11 protein-coding genes are annotated in these 20,770 nt (G+C 34.2%); 5 read left to right on the top strand and 6 right to left on the bottom strand.

Annotated elements, in window-relative coordinates:
* Positions 1-6: 6 nt before the first annotated feature.
* The 3 genes from GQ47_RS05925 (at position 7) to GQ47_RS05915 (ending at position 5,699) form a co-directional block, all read left to right on the top strand.
* Entirely contained in the window at positions 7-1,074 is a 1,068-nt protein-coding gene (locus tag GQ47_RS05925) for an efflux RND transporter periplasmic adaptor subunit (protein WP_035646171.1), read from the top strand.
* Positions 1,075-1,163: 89 nt separating this feature from the next.
* Positions 1,164-4,340 carry an efflux RND transporter permease subunit gene (locus tag GQ47_RS05920; RefSeq protein ID WP_035646169.1) on the top strand — a complete coding sequence of 1,059 codons (3,177 nt, stop codon included), beginning with the start codon at positions 1,164-1,166 and terminating at the stop codon, positions 4,338-4,340.
* Between the two features lie 108 nt (positions 4,341-4,448).
* Positions 4,449-5,699, top strand: coding sequence for a TCR/Tet family MFS transporter (locus GQ47_RS05915; protein WP_035646857.1), 1,251 nt, complete (start codon positions 4,449-4,451; stop codon positions 5,697-5,699).
* A 52-nt stretch (positions 5,700-5,751) separates the two neighbouring features.
* Here the strand turns inward: GQ47_RS05915 and GQ47_RS05910 are convergent, their stop codons facing one another.
* The 6 genes from GQ47_RS05910 to GQ47_RS05885 form a co-directional block, all read right to left on the bottom strand.
* Positions 5,752-12,576: a T9SS type A sorting domain-containing protein gene (locus GQ47_RS05910; protein WP_035646167.1), complete on the bottom strand. Its 6,825-nt coding sequence runs from the start codon at positions 12,574-12,576 to the stop codon at positions 5,752-5,754.
* A 105-nt stretch (positions 12,577-12,681) separates the two neighbouring features.
* Positions 12,682-13,119, bottom strand: a complete 438-nt coding sequence (locus GQ47_RS05905; RefSeq protein ID WP_035646164.1) for a retropepsin-like aspartic protease — start codon at positions 13,117-13,119, stop codon at positions 12,682-12,684.
* The gene (locus GQ47_RS05900) at positions 13,071-15,734 is read right to left on the bottom strand and encodes a CHAT domain-containing protein (RefSeq protein WP_035646854.1); all 2,664 of its coding nucleotides are present in this window, start codon (positions 15,732-15,734) and stop codon (positions 13,071-13,073) included. The genes GQ47_RS05905 and GQ47_RS05900 overlap by 49 nt, the downstream gene beginning before the upstream one ends.
* Positions 15,735-15,765: 31 nt before the next feature.
* Positions 15,766-17,718 (bottom strand): PKD domain-containing protein, encoded by a 1,953-nt coding sequence (locus GQ47_RS05895; protein WP_035646161.1) that lies wholly within the window; start codon positions 17,716-17,718, stop codon positions 15,766-15,768.
* A 111-nt stretch (positions 17,719-17,829) separates the two neighbouring features.
* Entirely contained in the window at positions 17,830-18,819 is a 990-nt protein-coding gene (locus GQ47_RS05890) for a hypothetical protein (RefSeq protein ID WP_035646158.1), read from the bottom strand.
* Between the two features lie 179 nt (positions 18,820-18,998).
* Entirely contained in the window at positions 18,999-19,298 is a 300-nt protein-coding gene (locus tag GQ47_RS05885) for a hypothetical protein (protein WP_035646156.1), read from the bottom strand.
* Between the two features lie 127 nt (positions 19,299-19,425).
* Here GQ47_RS05885 and GQ47_RS05880 point away from each other — a divergent pair, with 127 nt between their 5' ends.
* Positions 19,426-20,007 (top strand): RNA polymerase sigma factor, encoded by a 582-nt coding sequence (locus GQ47_RS05880; RefSeq protein ID WP_035646154.1) that lies wholly within the window; start codon positions 19,426-19,428, stop codon positions 20,005-20,007.
* 6 nt (positions 20,008-20,013) lie between these two features.
* Positions 20,014-20,736: a hypothetical protein gene (locus GQ47_RS05875; protein ID WP_035646152.1), complete on the top strand. Its 723-nt coding sequence runs from the start codon at positions 20,014-20,016 to the stop codon at positions 20,734-20,736.
* The last annotated feature ends 34 nt before the right edge of the window (positions 20,737-20,770 follow it).

Genomic DNA, 20,770 nt, shown 5'->3' with positions numbered 1-20,770 from the left:
ATTACAATGAAGAAAACTATTATAACAATCGTAATCATAATCGCAGCTTTGGGTGTGATTGGATATGTTTTAAATAACAATAAGAAAGAAAATAAGGCGAAAACAGATATCGTAGCGGAGAAAAATGCTGCAGTTTCAGTTAAGGTTACTCCAGTTAAAACTGAAGTTGTTTCATTAGACTTCGTTGCTAACGGAAACTTTGCTCCAACTCAGGAATTGACTTTCTCTGCTGAAAAATCTGGAAAAGTAATTAGTGTTTTGGCTAAAGAAGGAGATTACGTAAGAGTAGGTCAGACTTTATTGACAATGAGAGGTGATATCATTAATGTAAATGCGCAACAAGCTCAGGCAGTTTATAATAATGCAAAATCTGATTATGCGAGATATGAAAATGCTTTTAAAACTGGTGGTGTTACAAAACAACAATTAGATCAGGCAAAATTGGCTTTGACAAATGCTCAGTCAAACTTAACTCAGGCAAATATTAATGTTGGTGATACAAAAGTAAAAGCACCAATCAACGGATTTATCAATAAAAAATATATTGAGCCAGGTTCTATCTTAACAGGAATGCCTGCAACTGCATTATTTGATATTGTAAATACTGCAAAATTAAAATTGACAGTTACGGTAAACGAAAATCAAGTAGCAAGCTTGAAATTAGGAGATAATATCAACGTAACAGCAAGTGTTTATCCTGATAAAACTTTCCCAGGAAAAATCACTTTTATCGCTGCAAAAGCTGATGCAAGTTTGAACTTTCCAGTTGAAATTGAAATTACAAATAATTCAAACAACGACTTAAAAGCAGGTATGTACGGAACAGCAAATTTTGCATCTAAACAGCAAAAACAAAGCTTAACAGTCGTTCCTAGAAATGCATTTGTTGGAAGTGTAAGTAGTAACGAAATTTTTGTAGCTGAAAACGGTGTTGCAAAATTGAAAAAAGTTGTTGCTGGAAGAATCTTAGGAGATCAAGTAGAAATTTTAAGCGGATTATCTGACGGAGAAAAGGTAATTACTACAGGTCAAATTAACTTACAAGACGGTAATACAGTAGAAATTATTAAATAATTATTGGCTTTAAGCCCTAAGTAATAAGTTTTAAGCCCTAAAAAAGCCTAAAGCCTATAACTTATAGCCTATAGCATAAAGCAACAAATATGAAATTAGCCGAAATATCCATAAAACGTCCGTCGTTAGTAATTGTATTGTTTACAATTCTGACTCTTGGTGGATTGTTCAGTTACAGCCAATTAGGCTACGAGCTGATCCCAAAATTTGAACAAAACGTTATTACAATTTCTACTATTTATCCTGGAGCTTCTCCAAGTGAGGTAGAAAATACCGTAACTAAAAAAATAGAAGATGCGATTGCGTCTTTGGAGAACGTAAAAAAGATTGACTCAAAGTCGTATGAAAGTTTGTCGATCGTTTCGATTACATTAACATCAAATGCAAAAGTCGATTTCTCTTTGAATGATGCACAGCGAAAAATCAACGCGATTATTAGTGATTTGCCAGATGACGTTAAAACGCCGGCATTGACCAAATTCTCGCTGAGTGATTTACCAATCATGACGCTTGGTGCCAACGGAAAAATGGACGAAGCTGCCTTTTATGACTTAATTGACAAAAAAGTAGCACCTATTTTATCTCGTGTACAAGGTGTGGCGCAGGTAAACATTATTGGTGGTTCTGAGCGTGAAATTCAGGTAAACCTTGATGCTGTAAAAATGCAGGGTTACGGACTTTCTATTCCGCAAGTACAGCAAAATATTTTGACTTCAAACTTAGATTTCCCAACTGGAAATATCCAGACTCGTAATCAAAAAATATTAATTCGTTTAGCGGGTAAATATAAAAGTGTTGAAGAATTAAGAAACTTAGTGGTTTCTTCTCAAAACGGAATTCAGATTCGTTTAAGTGATATTGCCGATGTTCAGGATACACAGAAAATTGCTGAAAAAATATCACGTGTAGACCAAAAAAGTGCAATCGTACTGCAAATCATCAAACAATCAGATGCAAACGCGGTGGCAGTAAGTGAACAATTACTAAAAACAATTGCAACTCTTGAAAAAGATTATAAAGTAAATCAACTTAAATTAGAAGTAGCAAAAGACAGTACAATCTTTACCCTTGAAGCAGCAGATTCTGTTGTTCACGATTTATTGATTGCGGTAATTCTGGTAGCATTTGTAATGTTGTTTTTCCTTCACAGTATTAGAAACTCATTGATTGTAATGGTTTCGATTCCTGCATCGTTAATTGCAACTTTCATCGGAATTTATTTAATGGGATATACTTTGAACTTAATGAGTTTACTTGGTTTATCTCTTGTTGTAGGTATTCTTGTGGATGACGCGATTGTGGTACTGGAGAATATTTACAGGCACATGGAAATGGGTAAAAGCCGAATCCGTGCGTCGTATGATGGAACAGCTGAGATCGGTGGAACCGTAACTTCGATTACATTAGTAATTGTTGTAGTATTCTTGCCTATTGCGATGAGTTCTGGATTGGTTTCTAATATTATTACGCAGTTCTGTGTTACGGTAATTATCTCAACGATGTTATCATTGTTGGCTTCATTTACTATTATTCCTTGGTTGTCTTCTCGTTTCGGGAAATTAGAGCATATTGAAGGAAAGAATTTATTTGGAAGAATCATTCTTGGTTTCGAAAGCTATTTAACACGTTTCACTGACTGGGTTTCTCATTTATTGACTTGGTGTTTAGATCACTATATTAAAACTTTTGTTGTTGTAATTGTACTATTCTTTGCTTCAACCATTGGATTAATGGGCGGAGGTTTCATTGGAGGAGAGTTCTTTGCTTCTTCTGATAGTGGAGAGTTCTTGGTACAAATCGAAATGCCAAAAGATGCTTCGTTAGAACAAACGAACTTCATGACACAAAAAGCAGAAGCTTTCTTAAAAGCACAAGAATATGTTCACAGCCAAATTACAACTGTTGGACAAACTTCTGAAGGTTTTGGAGCATCTCAAGCGACAGCATACAAAGCAGAGATCGACGTAAAAATGATCGAGCAAAAAGATCGTACAGACGATGCTAACGTTTACGCTGCAAAAATTAAACGTAAACTTGAAAAAGTATTAGTTGGAGCAAAAGTAAAAACGGTTCCGGTTGGTATCTTGGGTACTGCTGAAGATGCAACTTTAGGATTAATTGTAACTGGTCCTTCAACAGAAGCTGCTATGGCTTTTGCAAAACAAGCTGAAGCTGAGTTACGCACAATTCCTGGAACAACAGAGATTAAATTAACGGTTGAAGACGGAAACCCTGAAATCAACGTAAAAGTAGATCGTGATAAAATGGCTGCTTTAGGTTTGACATTACAAACTGTTGGTTTGACCATGCAGACAGCTTTTAGTGGTAACACTGACGGTAAATACAGAGCTGGAGAATACGAGTACGATATCAATATCAGATATAATGCTTTTGACAGAAAAAGTATTACTGACGTTAGTAATTTGATTTTCATCAATAATGCAGGTCAGCAAATTAAATTGTCTCAATTTGCAGATATTACTGAAGGTTCTGGACCTAGCCAGTTAGAGCGTAGAGATAAATCTGCATCTGTAACTGTAAAAGGACAAAACGTTGGGGTTCCATCGGGAACAATCGTTCAGCAATGGCAGGTTAAATTAGATAAATTGAAAAAACCAGCTGGAGTAAACTACATTTGGGGTGGTGATCAGGAGAACCAATCTGAAGGATTTGGTACTTTAGGAATCGCTTTATTAGCCGCTATTATTTTGGTTTACCTTGTAATGGTGAGTTTGTATGACAGTTTCGCGCATCCATTCGTAGTATTGTTTGCAATTCCGCTTTCGTTTATTGGGGCGATGTTAGCGCTGGCATTAACAAACAATTCATTAAATATCTTTACCATTTTAGGTATCATCATGTTGATTGGTCTGGTGTGTAAGAACGCGATCATGCTTGTCGATTATACCAACCAAAGAAGAGCTGCAGGAGAATCAATCAGAACGGCATTAATTCAGGCAAACCACGCTCGTTTGCGTCCGATCTTGATGACAACAATTGCGATGGTATTTGGTATGTTCCCAATTGCATTGGCAAAAGGAGCAGGAGCTGAGTGGAAAAACGGTTTAGCTTGGGTAATTATTGGAGGTTTGATTTCTTCTTTATTCCTAACCTTGATTGTAGTTCCTGTAATTTATAATATCATGGAGAAATTAATTCAGAAATTCTCTAAAGGAGAAAAAATCGATTACGAAGCTGAAATGGTGGCTGATTATACGCCAACTGAATTAAGCGAAGACGGTTTTAATCCGAAACATACGCATTAATAGATTTAATTTTTGATTTGTAAATCCCAGGTTCCTTAATTGGAATTTGGGATTTTTTTATTGTTAATTGAAAAATATGTTTATTTGCATGACCTTACTAAAATTATTATGCTACAAAAAGATAAATCTGCGGCGATTGGTTTCATTTTCATAACCATGTTAATTGACATTACCGGATGGGGAATTATTATTCCTGTGATTCCAAAATTAATTGAAGAATTGATTCACGGCGACATTAGTGAAGCGGCTAAAATTGGTGGATGGCTGACTTTTGCGTATGCAATAACACAGTTTGTGTTTGCGCCTGTCATTGGAAATTTAAGCGATAAATTCGGAAGAAGACCCATTATCCTGATTTCCCTTTTCGGATTTTCATTGGATTATATTTTATTGGCTTTTTCACCAACAATTCTATGGCTTTTTATTGGAAGAATAATTGCCGGAGTAACTGGAGCAAGTATTACAACAGCTTCTGCTTATATTGCCGATGTAAGTACAGCCGAAAACAGAGCTAAAAACTTTGGTTTAATTGGAGCGGCTTTCGGATTAGGATTTATTATCGGACCTGTTATTGGTGGTTTGTTAGGTCAATACGGATCGAGAGTTCCTTTTTATGCTGCAGCAGTTTTGTGTATGGTGAATTTCCTTTACGGATTTTTCATTTTGCCTGAATCTCTTAAAAAAGAAAACCGTAGACCTTTCGACTGGAAACGTGCGAATCCTGTTGGAGCAATTTTAGGTTTAAAAAAACATCCGGAATTAATTGGATTGATTTCAGCGATATTTCTTTTGTATGTTGGTTCGCATGCAGTTCAGAGCAATTGGAGTTTTTTCACGATTTACCAATTCAATTGGGATGAAAGAATGATCGGAATTTCTTTAGGAATAATAGGTCTCTTAGTTGGAGTTGTACAAGGCGGATTAATTCGCTTTATTAATCCAAAATTAGGGAACGAAAAAAGCATTTATATTGGTTTAGGATTATACACTATCGGAATGTTATTATTTGCTTTTGCAACAGAAAGCTGGATGATGTTTGTATTCCTGATTCCATATTGTCTTGGTGGAATTGCCGGACCTGCTTTGCAATCTGTAGTGGCAAGTAAAGTATCGCCAAGTGAACAAGGAGAAATTCAGGGAACATTGACAAGTTTAATGAGTGCGTCTTCAATCATTGGTCCGCCAATGATGGCTAATACATTTTACTTTTTTACTCATAGTGATGCTCCTTTTAAATTCGCTGGAGCGCCATTTATTTTAGGCGGTTTCTTAATGTTATTGAGTACTCTTGTTGCTTATTTTTCATTGAAAAAACATTCCGTTCCAAAAGCAGAAATTCATCCTCAGGAAATAGAATAAATAAAAAAGCCTTCATTGTTTAAAATGAAGGCTTTTTTATTGCTTTGAAAAATTATTTTTTAATGAATTTTACGGTCTTCTGTTTATTTTCAGATTTTACTTTTAAGATATAAACTCCGCTAGAAAGGTTTGATAAATCAATTTCCGAATGAAGATCATTGATTTTCTTAAATACAACAGATTTTCCAGAGACATCAATAATTTCTACATCATCAATAACTGAATTGTTTTCAATATTTAAAATATCAATTACCGGATTAGGATAAAATTGGAACGAAGTCAAATTAAAATCAGGTGCCGAAAGTGAACCATTTACTTTAGCTGTTACTGCAAGACGTTCTTTACTCTCAACTCCGTTTATGGTTTGCGAAGCATAATAAGTAGTTCCGTCGACCAAAACAGTTGTTAGAGGTAAAGGAGTTTCAGCTGTTGATTTGCTTGTTTTTCCACTTGAAGAATTTCCAGGAGTGCTATACCATTTAATGTTTTGACCTTCAACAACAAGATCTGCCAAAGTCGATCCTGGTTTGACATCAACAACTAGAGCTTCTTGTTTGTCTTCAGCTAAAGGAGCTGGTGGACTAATAACAAAATTTAGCATTACATAGCATCCATTTGCATCCTGAACAATCGCTGCATATTCTCCAGCTTCTAAATTTGTAAATGTATTATTAGATGAAAACACATTCAAATTAGGAGAAATTGCATATTGAAAATTACCTGTACCACCAGAAGCCGTAATTGTTGCAGTTTGATTCTCAACATTTAAATCTGCAATTATAGGTTGAGGCTGTTCTAATTGTACAGCCACAACTGCTGTACAATCATTATTATCTCTGACAGTTATAATATGAGTGCCTGCATTTACGACAAATGAGTTACTACTTTGAAACGGACCTCCATTTAATGAATAAACAAAAGGGGCACTACCTCCACTAGCATTTGCTGTTATTGTACCGTTTTGTGAACAAGTTACAGGTGATGTAATAGTTGCTATTAATTGAACAGGGGTTATAGGGTCTATAGTAGCAAAAAGCGAAGTAATATTATTTTGAGCATCACGTACTATTATATTATAGCTTCCAGGGATAGCGGTAGTAAACACATTCGAAGCCATATAAGTTGTACCATTATTAAATGAATAAGAATAAGGTGAAGTTCCTCCCGTTGCAGTTACGGTTATAACTCCATTAGTGTTACATGTCAATGGATTTACAATAGCAGTAGCAACAAGTGCTGGTGGTGATATAATGCTAATTCCTTGTTGTAAAAATGTACACCCTAAGGCATCTCTTACTTCCACAACATAAGATCCTGATGCTAAATTTGCAAAAATGTTAGCAGTTTGTGACGGAACTAATACTATTCCATTACTCTTTCTAAGAGAATAAGTATAAGGTTGAACTCCACCCGAAGCATTAACAGCAATTCTTCCGTCGCTATAATTTAAAGATGAAGGATTTACAACGCTGATTGATGCTGATAAACGAGCAGGTTGTAATATTGTTATGCTGGAAACAGTAGTACATCCTGCAGCATCTTTAGCAGTTACATTATATTGTCCTGGGGATAAATTATTAAAAACATTAGATGAAGAAAATACGGTTCCTAAAGAATAAGTATAAGGCGTAGTTCCTCCGCTTGCAGTTGCCGTTATTGTACCATCTTGAGATCCGTTGCAATTAATGTTCGTTTTAGTCAAATTGATTGCTAGTGGAACATATGTTTTTACCTTATAAGAAATCCAACTTGTATTACCAATAGCATCTTTTGCATAAAAAACATAATTAAGACCCGATTTCAAATTTGCAACACCATTGATTGTTGTATAGGTCTGACCTAGATTAAACGAATAAAGATAAGGCGCTACTCCTCCGGATGCGTTAATAGTTAAACTTTCTCCAGGATCTTCACAAGTAATAGGAGTAACATTGCTTATAGTTATGAAAATAGGTGCAGGAAGCACAATTGTAGCATCTACGCTAGCAGACTCGCAACCATTAGCATCTTTAGCAGTTATAGAATAAGTTCCTTCAGGTAATCCTACATAACCTACTGAAGCAGAATAGTCAAATATTAGTTGATTTGTAGTAGCATTTTTAACTTTATAAGTATAAGGAGCGATACCGTTACTTGAACTCATGGTTATTACTCCGTCAAGATGACCGTTAGACGTTTCGTATGTAACGGTAGCAGTTGTTTTTACAGGAGTATATGCTTTTACAATGAAATGTGTTTGCGCTTCATTTCCAATAGCATCTTTCAATAATATGGAGTAATTACCGGGGGTCAAATTAGTTCGTCCGGGATTGTTGCTGCTATAAGTATTACCACCATCATAAGAATAAAGATATGGAGCTACACCTCCTGAAGCGCTTACAGAGAATGAAGCATTTGCGATACAAGATATTGGCGTTTTAACAGCACTTAATAGTATTGGATTATCAAGTGTAATGTTTATATTACTTTTTGTTACCTGGCATCCATTTGCATCAACAACACTAATTGTGTACAAACCGGCAAGCATGCCACTATATCTTTTATAAGGTACATTTTTTCCATACTCAACTCCCGTAATTTGATTTTTTACAGAGTATAAATAAGGTGCAGTTCCTCCTGTAGCATCCAATTGTATTAATGCTCCAACTGCCCCATCATTATTTAGAGTTTTAATATCTGTGATTAATTCTAAAGCATTCGGTTCAGTTACTGTAGTGCTTTTAGTTACAATACAGCCATTAGCATCTCTGACAGAAAAAGTATAAGTTCCTGCTGTTAGAGAAGTAAAATTAGGGTTAGATGAATATGTTGTTCCATCTTTTGAATAGCTGTATGGAGACTTGCCTCCAGTAACACTTAAAGCAACAGATCCAGTATTAGAATTTTTACAATTTACATTTTTGATCGTTGAGTTAATTATTAAATTACTTGGTTGTAAAACATTTGTTGTAAGATTAGAAATACATTTTCGATCATCTTTAATTCTGATTAAATAAGTTCTAGCAGTAAGATTATTAAAAATATTACTGGTTTGATAATTAGTACCATCTAGTGAGTAAGTATATGGCGGAGCTCCTCCGTTTGCAAGAACTTTTATTGAGCCATTTGCAGCTCCAAAACAAGTTGCACTTGTAACTACTGTTGTGGCACTAAGATTATATGGTTTTAAGGTTATTACTGTAGAGGCAATACAATTGAGGTTATCTTTAACATTTATTGTATAAGTACCTGCTTGTTTATAGAAAAGAGGCACGCTTGCGGTATAAGGTTCATTGTTAATTGAATATAGGTATGGACTTTTTCCGCCTGTAACATCGACTCTGAAAGATCCATTGATGCAATCGACTTCTTTTGTAATAGTAGCTGTTGCAACAAGTGGTACAAGAGGATCAACAGTTATGTTTTGCACATTAGAAATACATCCATAATTGTCTTTTACAATTATTGAATAAACTCCTGCCACAGCATTAGAAAAAGTATTATTGCTGGAGTAAGTATTTCCATTATCAAAAGAATATAAATACGGACCTTGTCCTCCAGTTGCAGAAACAGTTATTATACCATTACTAAGACAATCTATTGATTTTGTGAGAACAGCACTAGCAGTTAGCGTAACAACAGGAAGTATTGTAACTGAATTTGAATAAGATAAATCATCTGCATCTTTTACTGTCACAATATAATTGCCGGGATTTAGAGTATTAAAAACATTATTTGTTTGATAAGGTTCGTTATTTATTGAATACGTATACGGAGCTTTTCCTCCAATTGCATTAACACTAATTGTACCATAAGGATTGCTGCATGTAACTTGGGTAATATCAATTGTTGCTGAAAGCGAAGGAATACTATTAATAATAGAAATAGCAGTTTGTGTAGCAATACAACCGTTGGCATCTTTTACCTGAATGTCATATGATCCAGATTTTAAACCGCTAAAAGTATATGAAGCTTGAAAAGAAACAGCTGGCACTCCGCTTGTATCTGTCAATGCGTAAACATATGGAGCAACTCCACCCATCGCAGTAATGATTATCTGACCATCATTATCACCAACAGTTGTTGAATTTTTAACGCTCACAGTTGGTGTTATAGGAGTAGGCTCAGTTATAACTACATAAGAAGAACTTAAACAGCCATTCGCATCTTTTACAGTTACATTATAATAACCAGCAACTAAATTTGTGAAAACATTTGTTGGAAAAAAAGGAGAATTGTCTAATGCGTAAAGAAAAGGTGCTTTTCCACCAGCTGCACTTACAATTATAGTTCCGTCAGTGCCCTGAGAACAGCTTACGTTAGTTTGAGTAAAAGCTAGTATTGGAAAACTTATAGGTGCAATAGTTATACTGTTTGTGGTAGTTACAGCACCATTAGCATCTTTTACAGTAATCGAATAAACTCCCTCAGTTAAATTGCTAAAAACATTAGCCGACTGAAAACTTACTCCATTTATAGAATAAGTATATGGAGCTGTTCCTCCGGCTGCACTAGCAACTATTACTGCATTGCTCATACAATCAAGTTCCTTAGTAATTGTTGCGACAGCATTTAATGGATTTGGATTTTCAATATTGACATTAAATGGGTTTGATTCGCATCCATTTGCATCTCTTAACAATATAGTATGAAGACCTGGAGTTAAATTTGAAAAAATATTTGAAGACTGAAAAACAGCCATATCTAAAGAATATAGATAGGGAGCAATTCCTCCTTGTCCGACAATAGTTATGTTTTGTTTGTCGACATTAATATTGGCAATTAATGGTGTTGGTTGTGTAATATCATATGCAAGTTCTGATTGACAGCCAAGTGCATCTTTTACTTTAATATTGTAAGTTCCAACACTTAAACCATAGAAGGTATTACTAGCAGAAAAAGTACCATTGTTTATAGAATATTGATAAGGTGCTTGTCCTCCAGTCGCACTGATTGTTAAGTTTGACGTACCACCATAACAAAATATTGAAGTACTTGTAGCTGTCACAGCAACCTGAGCAGATTGTTGTATTGTTGCCGATATAACAGGAGAAATACAATCCCCACTATCTTTTACAAGAATAGTATAGTTACCGGCTGGTAAATTAGTAAAAGTACTGTTTGCTTTATAGGTTACTCCTCCATCAATAGAATAGTAAAGCGGTATTTGGCCTCCACTTCCAGAAACGTCTATTGTGCCATTGTTTAGACAACTTGCAGAATTTGTTACTATAGCGCTGCCAGTTACCGGAACAAATGCTTTCAATCCCATAGAAAGATTATTGACAATAGTGTTCTGAGCATCTTTTACAGCTACAGGATAAGTTCCAGCAACTAGATCATTAAAAGTATCACTTGTTTGAAAAGTCTGCGCCCCATCTATTGAATATAAATAGGGAGTTTGTCCTCCGTAGCCAATAACACGAAGTGCACCATTACCTCTGCAGTCTACTTGTTTAACAATCATTGCTCCCGAACTTAAAGGTTGTTCTGCAGCCGCAAGTTTAACCGAAAGTGTAAAACTGCATCCTTGAGCGTCTTTTATTACTACTGGATATGTGCCATCAACAACATCCAAGAAAACATTACTTTCTTGAAAATTAATTCCATCTAAAGAATATTGATAAGGTGCCATACCACCATTAGTAGTCATTACTATATTTTGACCAAACGTACTTGAAGTAGCAGTTAAGGCAGTTGGTTCTGTAATTGTGTACGGAAGTATTTTTACACAACCTGCAGCGTCAGTAACTTTAATAGTGTAATTTCCAGATACAAGACCTGCAAATACATTGCTATTTGTGCTCGCTCCTCCATTTATAGCATATTGATAAGGAGCTTGTCCTGCTGACACATTAATTGTTAAAGAAGCTGTTCCTCCATAACATAATACAGGTGTATTAGTGGCTACAAAATCAACAGGAACAGGTGCAACAAGTGTTACTGTGTTTGAATATGAAATCGTATTTGTTGCATCTTTTACTGTTACAATATAATTTCCGGCAGGCAAATCATTGAAAATATTTGCTGTAGAATATGGGCCTCCGTTTAGAGAATAGGTATATGGAGCCTGACCTCCCGCTTGATAAGCAATTAATACACCATTACTCATGCAATCTATCATTTTTACAATTGTCAAATTTGAAGTTAATGCATAGTTTACAGTTGTGCTTACTAACGCTATGCAGCTATTAGCATCTCTTACTCTAATATTATAAGATCCAGGAGATACATTTGCGAAAAAACTAGCGGATTGAAAACTGATTCCATCTAAAGAATATTGATATGGCGCAGTACCGCCAGTAGCAGTAATAATAACATTTTGACGATCAACCAGAGCTGTTGCTACTAAAGTAGAAGGCTCAGTAATGGTATAATTAATTGAAGTTTTACACCCATATGCTGCATTATCTAAAACACTTATAGTATAAAAACCAGCAGGCATAATAGGATAATAATCTTGATTTGTAAACGGACTGCCATTTATAGAATAGGAATATGAACCGCTTCCACCAGAAGCATTTATTGATAGTGTTCCAGTGTCACCTTTACATAAAATTGGTTTATTTGAAGCACTAACATTTGTAGATGGAAACGTAGTCAGATTAAAATAATTGGAAGTAATAGTACCATTATTATCAATTCTTCCATAAATTTTTATTGTTCCTGCAGGTCCATGATAAGTTGCTGGATTAGCAATTGCATTTGTATTATTTAATGCATCAGCCTCACTTAAAAAATAAGTTACAGTGGTTTCGGCTGGATCCAGATTGCTTATAAAATCTGCTTTTAGTGTATTTAAATCAAAAGACTCGCTTGGACAAATCGTAATTGAAGTTACTTGAGCATAAAAAAAGTTGGAAAACAATAAAAGAAAACAAAGTAGAGTTTTTTTCATAGTATTAAATTTGTTAAAATGGCTCACCAAATATAATACAATAAATATTGTTAAAATTGCGGTTTCCCGTAAAGGCGTAAAAAATTTGAACCTAAAGTAAAACGCTTATTTTAAATACAAATAATGGTTAAAATAATCAATTATTGCTTTTCCTTCTAATAAAACATCAGCGCCAATAATGCCATGAACTGGTTTTGCCTTATGTGATTCCAATGCTTCATTTACATGCGAAAGATCAAAAATAACAATACTGAAATCTTTGCTTTTCCAACTTCCCAACTGCAATTTATTTTCAGATGATATTTGAGTTTTCATTCCCGTTCCGCCCGCGCCCGAAGCCTTGGTTTTTGATTTTTTTGCTGTTAATTCAAAACGTTCTATACTTTCAAAACCAACGCAGGAATTTGAAGCTCCGGTGTCTAAAATAAAATTTCCCGAAATGCCATTGATTTTGGCTTTTATGCCAAGATGCTGGGTTTTGGTAAGTTTGAATTTTATTTTCTTGTAATTCTCTTTTTTGAGGTATTCGTGAAGATTTTCCATTTTTTAGTCCGATTGAATATCAAAAATAAACCAATTACAGCCAATAAACTAACAATATAATAGATATAATTTACTGATTTTTCTTCTGCCGAAAGCGAACCGTAATACACAAAAGAACTCCAATAATAAGGTGATTTCTTGGCATTCGGAATTGATTTGTCGTTTAAATATTCCAGTTTTGCATTTGAATTGGCTTCAAAATAAGAAACATTATTTTTAATGTTTTTATAAAAGTCAGCCATAAAAACCGAAGTCGTAAAATCATTTACTTTCCATAAAGAAAACAATAAATTTTGCGCGCCGGCAAACTGAAAACCTCTTGCAACGCTCATTGCGCCTTCTGCTTTATATAGTTTTCCAATTCCGGTTTCGCAGGCGCTTAAAACCACTAAATCCGGATTAATGTGCAGATTATACAATTCAGAATACAAAATTTCCTGATCATAAAATTTGATGCTTGCCGGAGTTTCAATATCACCAGAAGAAGCGTGTGTACTCAAATGTAAAATAGAATAATTTGGAGCATTATTTTTGAAATTAGAAAATGTTGCATCCGAATTTTCTAAATATTTTCCTTTGAAATTGCTTCTGATTGCTTCTAATTCTTTCTTAGAATAACTCAATTCAAAAGCAGTTTTTTCGAAAACCGGAAAAACCCCTAAAACCGTTTTTTCTGATTTTGAAACGAGTTTTGAATTCAGATAAATATTCGCTGAAATATTGTAGGCAATCTTAAAATCATTCAGTAAATAATGCATTTTTGCAAAATTTGTTGTGTTGGATATTTGCGTAATCAAAGCTTCAAAAGGCATAAAATTCAAAATCCCATCTGGAACAATGATGAGGTTTTTATAGTTTACATTTGAAGGTAATTTTAATAAATCATAAGCGCTTTTTCCGTAATAATTATATCCGACAATGTCATTTGTAATGGCATCTGCAGTCCTGAAATAATCGATAAATTTTAAAATTCTTGGAATTGCATTATCAGTAACATCAAAATGATTTAAGCTTATTTGGTTATTTTGAACGGTGAAATAATAGAGATGTTCAGCACCCATAAAATAATAAACCATTGTTGCGTTGTCTTTTTCTAATTTTGAAAATAATGCCTTTAAATCTAAATTCTCTGGAATCGAATTTGGATTTTCAGATTGAATTTTCTTTAGCGAAAGCATCAATTCATTTTGCTTTTTTATTGCCGAATTAATAGTTGAAATGTTGGCCAAATTACCTTTTTGCTGTTCTTTTAAAATGGAATTATTAGCATTTTGAAATTCCTTTAAAAGCTGTTTTTCTTTTGCAGAAGCCATTTTAATATTTGAAAGATGGCTCTTCAAAATTCCCGATTTTGTTTTTTCTGCCAATTGAAATGCTTCTTCTAAATATTCAATTTTATTTTCTTTTTTAAACAATTGATCATAAATAAACAGACATTTTTCAGTTCGATTTCTGGCACGGATTTGTGAAATGATTTTAGAGTTTTCATAGACTAATCCGCTCATCAATAAGTTTTCAATATGAAAAGAAAGTTTATAACCTTCAAGTGCTTTTTTAAGTTGATTTTGATTTGCAAAGATTGACGCTTGCAAGTCCAAAATATCCATTAAAACGGTTTCGGCATATAATTCATTTTTAGCGGGAAGAATGTTTTTTGCAACATAATTCGGAACTAAGATTTTAAAAGCCTCAGCAGTTTGCTTGGTACTTTCGGCGTATTTTTTTTCATCAAAAAGCAATAATGCTTTTTCGTAATACAGTTTTGCAATTTTTCTTGGCTGCTGATTTGGGATTTCCAAAAAGAGTTCAGTTGCTTTTTCTAAATAAGAATCGGCGATTTTAAAACGATGTGTTTGCCGACATACATTTGCAAGATTTCGATAAGAATTCGACAAGTTCTCGATATGATTTTTGTCGTTTTCCAAATATGTAACGGCTAACTTAAATGTATTTTCAGCTTTCTTATAAAGCTCCTGTGTCATCAAATCTCCTTTAAAACCTAAGAGATAATTATTGCCTAAATTATTCAGCAAAATTCCTTTCTCTGAATTTGATAATTTCTCTGTTTTTAAAGTGTTTTCCAGAAGCTCAATGGCTTCAATGACTCTACCCGTATTTTGATAAACATTTGATAAATTTAAAATTGCTGCAAACTTTTGCCTTTGCGCATCGGGATAATTTTTAGAAGTATTTACAATAAAAAAATACTGTTTTATGGTGTTTTCGGCATTGTCATAATCGCCCAAAACGGTATATAAATTGCCAAGCGGTTTTAAACAGAATTCAATTATATCGTAATTTGAAAATTTGTTTTTTTGATAAACCTGCCAGGCTTTTTCGTAACTTGAAATGGCTTTTTGAGTTTGTCCAAATTGGTTTTCATAGTAGGCTTTATTGCAATTTAAAACAACAATTGCCAGTAATTCGTCTTTGGTTTTTGGTTTCGGATTTCTCCAAAAATCATTTTCTATATTTTCTAAATTTTGCAACGCTTTCGCGGAAGGATGAGCAACAAAAACATCAACAGCATTATATATTTTATCTTCCTGATTTTGCCCAAAAATAGTTAGGCTCAGGAAAAAGAAAATTAAGCTATATAAGCGATGTAAGTTCATATTAAAAGCTGTGTATCTCTGCAGTGTAATCTTAAAACTTCCAAATTCCGTAAAGCTGAATATAATTGAAATTTTGTTCAAAATTAATTACATAACGCGCACCTAAACTCGGACCAATTCTGGCAAAACCTGCTGTTAAATCAAACAATAATCCGGTTTTAAAATCGGTAAAAGAGTTTTTGATTGTGTTTGACGTTGTTTTGGAATCAATTAAAAAATTTCCTTTGTCACCTTCGTAAAGATCAACTTGTATATTCTGATTTTGCTCCGAAGAAACATTTACATTGAATTGAACTCCGGCTCCAATTCCAATGTAATTATTAATATTATACCGAATCAAAACAGGAATTTCCCAATTAATATTTTTGTTTTCTGTTGACGTTGTTGTTCGTTGTAATTGTCGTACTCCGTTGGGGTTTGTCAAAAATTCTTCTTCGACTTTAACTTCGCTATTGTACTGATTCAAAGCGTTCAACCATTCAGCCTGCCAGTAAAAACGATATGATTTAAACGGAGAAATTGTAGCTCCCACAAAATAACTTGTCGATTTATCCAAATCAGGATAAATATTGTAACCTGCTTTTGCGCCAATCGAAATTCCAGGCAAGAATCGGGTAGTGGCATAATTGGTAATTATGGGTTCGTTTTTATCAAAAATAATCGCGGTTCGGCTTTTGGTTTTTACTTTATGAAAATCTTCAGTAAACTTCATCGAATATTTTACAAAACCTTTTGTAGAATCTTTTTCCTGAACATTTTTCTGTTCGCTTCCCGGCAAATAAATGTTTTTGAAAGTGAAAATAATCTGTTTTTGTTTGATGATGGTGTCCAGACAGCTAACAGTTGGTTCTTCGCCTTTTGGGCAAATCGGACATTCAGGATACATGCTTTCAATCTGAAAAGTCTTTTTGTCGAACATATCCGGAACATCAGTTTCTAAACGAATTTTTCGTGCCGGACCTTCGCCATTATTCTGAAAACGGGTTTTAAAATTTACTCGTTTAAAACGTACCAATCTGTAATTTATAAAACTTCCGTTCGATCCCATTTTATTCGGATCGTGAGAAGTTACAATTTCCATTTCAAGGTTTTTAATTTTATGGTTTTTATAACTTCGATTCGGAACAAAAATTCCACGCATCGTAATCGTCGCGCTGGTATCCTTAATCATTTCCGGAGTAGTTTTAAATGTATAAAAAACATTGCGTGTTTCACCCGGATTAGCGTCATCAAATTCTAAAATCGAAACATTATGATACGTTTTATTGGCGTCTAATAAAGATGCGTCTAAATCTTCTTCAGTAGTTGTATCTCGATACTTTTTACGTTTGATTGTATTTTCGGCGGAAGCCAAATAATTTTTAGAATCATCAATATCGTCAACTGAAGCTACGAGATTTTCTTTTACTTCGCGCTCATTCGCATAAGTTCTAAAATCACTTAATTCGAAATTATTGTTTTTGAATTGTTTCTCATTATAAAACAAATACAGTTTTCCGTTTGCAACATAATTCTCCAGATTTTGATAACTTACTACAACTATCATTTCCTGATCTGGAATAGGATCACAATTCTTAATTATTGCAAAACCGTTTTGATCAGCAATTGACGCAATGTCTTTATAATTGGTGTCGTTAATATCATTTACAGCCACTTTTTTAGGACGCGTTGCCGGAGGTTTTCCATTGTCATAATTGTTGGTTACTGCAAGGCGTGTGGTGTAAGTTCCTTTGTTTTTATAGACATGTTTAGGTTCTGCTTCTTTACTGTAATGGCCGTCGCCGAGTTCCCACAAATAAGAATAACTGGGTTTTGGCGCACCCGCAATCGGAATTAAAGGCGGTGTTTCAGGCTTGAAATTTACAGCATTTCCGTTTTGGATAAAACCAATATTGGCTCGTCGGGTTATGGTGTCTTTTACTTTGGTTTGACCTATTGAGAGAATAGAGAAGAGAATAAAGAAAATAGACAGTTGTGGTTTCATAACTAGATAGTTTTGGGTCTTAAAATCTTCAGAATCAATTTTAAAACAGGATTAAATGTAAAAAAAAGTGATGAGCAAATCACCACTTTTTCTTAAAAAAGCATTTCTAAGTTATTGGATCGCATTAATTGCAGCTACCAATTGCGCTTCTGTACCGACTATTGTTTCGGCAAGAGTAAAAGTGTAAATATCGTTGGCAGCAACAGTTACAGCTTTGATCGCATATCGCCATTGACCATTGTCTTCGGTAACAAAAATCACGTGGCATTTTAGACCAATCGGGATTTGGCCATAATGTTCGCTGAATAATCCTGCAGCGGTATAAGTATCTAATTTTGCAAGTGCATTGTTTCCTTCGCCGTCATACGACAAATAAATTGCACTGTTGTTGTTGTCGTAACCTTCTGGAGCATCGGCAAGAATTGTCGTTTTTGGGCGTGGATCGCTATAAAAACGGTCAACGTTTGTCCATCCAAAGTTTCCAAAAGTTACATAATAATTGTTTCCTTCACCTTGAACGCCGCCTTTTCCGTTAGCTCCGTCAGCGCCGGCTTTTGCTTCTCTCCAGGCTAATTCTCCAGCATCGTTAATTACGCCGGTCCATAAAGTCATTGCATTGTCTAAGCCATCAGTTAATGTAGTCGGAACAATCATACTCATCGAACAAGAAGTCTGAAGTTCAACACCGCCCTGAGTTGCTTTGATGAAGAATTCTCCGCCAGAAATTAAAAGGTTTTTCTTTCCGTCAGCTGTAATTCCCATTGTTGGTTTGTTGGTAATCAACATGTTTCCTTTGTCAAAAAGCTCGATATATTCAATGTCGATTTGTCCTGTTACAGCATTTCCGTTTTTGGTTAAACAGTTTCCGTTGATGTTTAGTTTAACTCCTTTTGCCGAAGTTATTGTTATCATTCCGCTTCCGGCTGTTGCAGTAAATTTTTGTGTATTTCCCTTAACTCCTTTTTCGCTGATGCTTTTAAAAGCGGCCGAAGTTGGCGGTGTAATTTTAATATCATCTCCGTCACTGTTGTCGCAGCTTACGAAAGAGAAAGAGATTAACAATAAAAATAATAGACTGATAGTTTTAAATTTTGTGTTCATGATTTCTAGTTTTTAAAAATCTGTCTTGAGTGTTTCAAGTGGTTTTCAGATTTTGGTTGTTATTTACATTCTTATATCAATTTGGGTTTGATATTGTTACCCTTGTTTTCAAAATATTTTTTCAGGCTTATATAACACTATATCAATTCGGTTTAAAATTTGTTACCCCTGTTTTTTATTTAGGCCGATAAACATTTGTCTTCAAAAAGATTTCCATCTTCATCAACAGCCAGCAGAATGTTTTGCTTCCGCGAAAGCGAAACAATTAAATACAGCCAGACAATTGCCCAAAGTCCGAATGTGATACAGGTTAAAAAGAGATGAAAAGAATGTTTGATGGCTTTTTTTTCTTTGGATAAAACAACATACGGCAGTTTTTCATTATGTTCGACAACAACAAAACCGTTTCGTTTTTTGGCCGAAATCATTTCGTAAAACTGATCCAGACTTTTTTCTTTAGTAAATTGATACGTTTCCATTCCTTTTAATTTTTTTTAGTTTAAAAGAGTATTACAGGTTTATATCAATTTGATTTTGTAATTGTTACCCTGTATTTTGAAATTATTTGAGATTCTTTTTTAACTTTAACTAATCAAAAGTTTTTTTATGGAGAAAATTAAAATACATCATGACCAAATGTATATTGACGGACTTGCAGCAAATGATTCGGTGATTATTGAATCTATTTATAAAAAGTTCGTTCCTAAAGTGGTTTTTTTCGTTCTGAATAATTCAGGCGATAGAGATCAGGCACAGGATATTGTTCAGGAAGTCATGATATTGCTTTACAATCAGGCGAAAGCTGGCACTTTAAAATTAACATGCCCTTTTGATGCCTACTTTTTTCTGTTATGTAAAAGAAAGTGGCTTAACGAATTCAAAAAAATTTCGAACAAAGGGGTAACAATTCATGAAGATGTGGTATCTATAAATGAATCTGCACTTGAATTAATAGCTCAAACTGAGGAATTTGATGAAAAACAGCAACTTTTTGACACCATGTTTCAAAAATTAGGAGACAAATGCCAAGAACTGCTGAAGCTGAGTTTTTCTGTTAAATCAATGGAAGAAGTTGCCGAAAAGCTAAATGTAACTTACGGATATGTACGCAAAAAAAAATCGTTATGTATTGGTCAGTTAACACAGTGGATTCAGGAAGCAAAAAATTTTAATTCTCTAAAAAAATAATTAGTCATGAACGAAGAACGCTACATATTATTCGACCAATATCTGGAAGGCGAACTGACTATCGATCAAAAAAATGATTTTGAAAAACAATTGGCCGAAGACGCTCAATTTGCTTCGGAATTTGAAACTTTCAAATCAGTGCAGCTTCAATTGCAGAATAAATTTGGTTTTGAAGAAGAAAGAGAAGCATTCAAAGAAAATCTGAATCAGATTGCTGAAGAATATTTCAATAAAAAACCAAAAGTCATTGGTCTTAAACCTTGGTATCTTGCCGTTGCAGCTTCAGTTGCAGTTTTGTTCGGACTGTTCTTTTTTAATTACAATCAATATCCGGCTTTCGCCGATTATAATCATCCGGAACAAGCTTCTTTTGCTGAAAGAGGAAGCGAAGATGGTCCTTTAAAAAATGCTGAAAAAGAATTTAATGCTAAAAGATATTCATTAGCAATTCCGCATTTTGAAGAAGTTTTAGCAAAAGGAAAAACACCAGAAATTCAATTTTATTATGGCGTTTCTCTTTTAGAAGAAAGCCATTATTTAAAAGCCGAAGCCGTTTTTGATGAATTGAAAGCAGGAAATTCGGTATATAAAGAAAAAGCGACTTGGTATCTTGCACTATCAAAATTGAAACAGCGAGATTATGAAGGATGCAAAAAAATATTGCAGACCATTTCAGAGGATTATGAAGATTATGACGAAGTTCAATTGCTTTTGGATGAATTAGATTAATAAAAAAAAACTGCTTTTACGTAAAGCCGTAACC

This window comes from Flavobacterium sp. ASV13, from assembly GCF_000745775.1.
In the GTDB taxonomy this organism is placed as follows: domain Bacteria; phylum Bacteroidota; class Bacteroidia; order Flavobacteriales; family Flavobacteriaceae; genus Flavobacterium.
The sequence above is the reverse complement of the archived record's forward strand: the minus strand, read 5'-3'. Positions and strand labels throughout refer to the sequence as shown.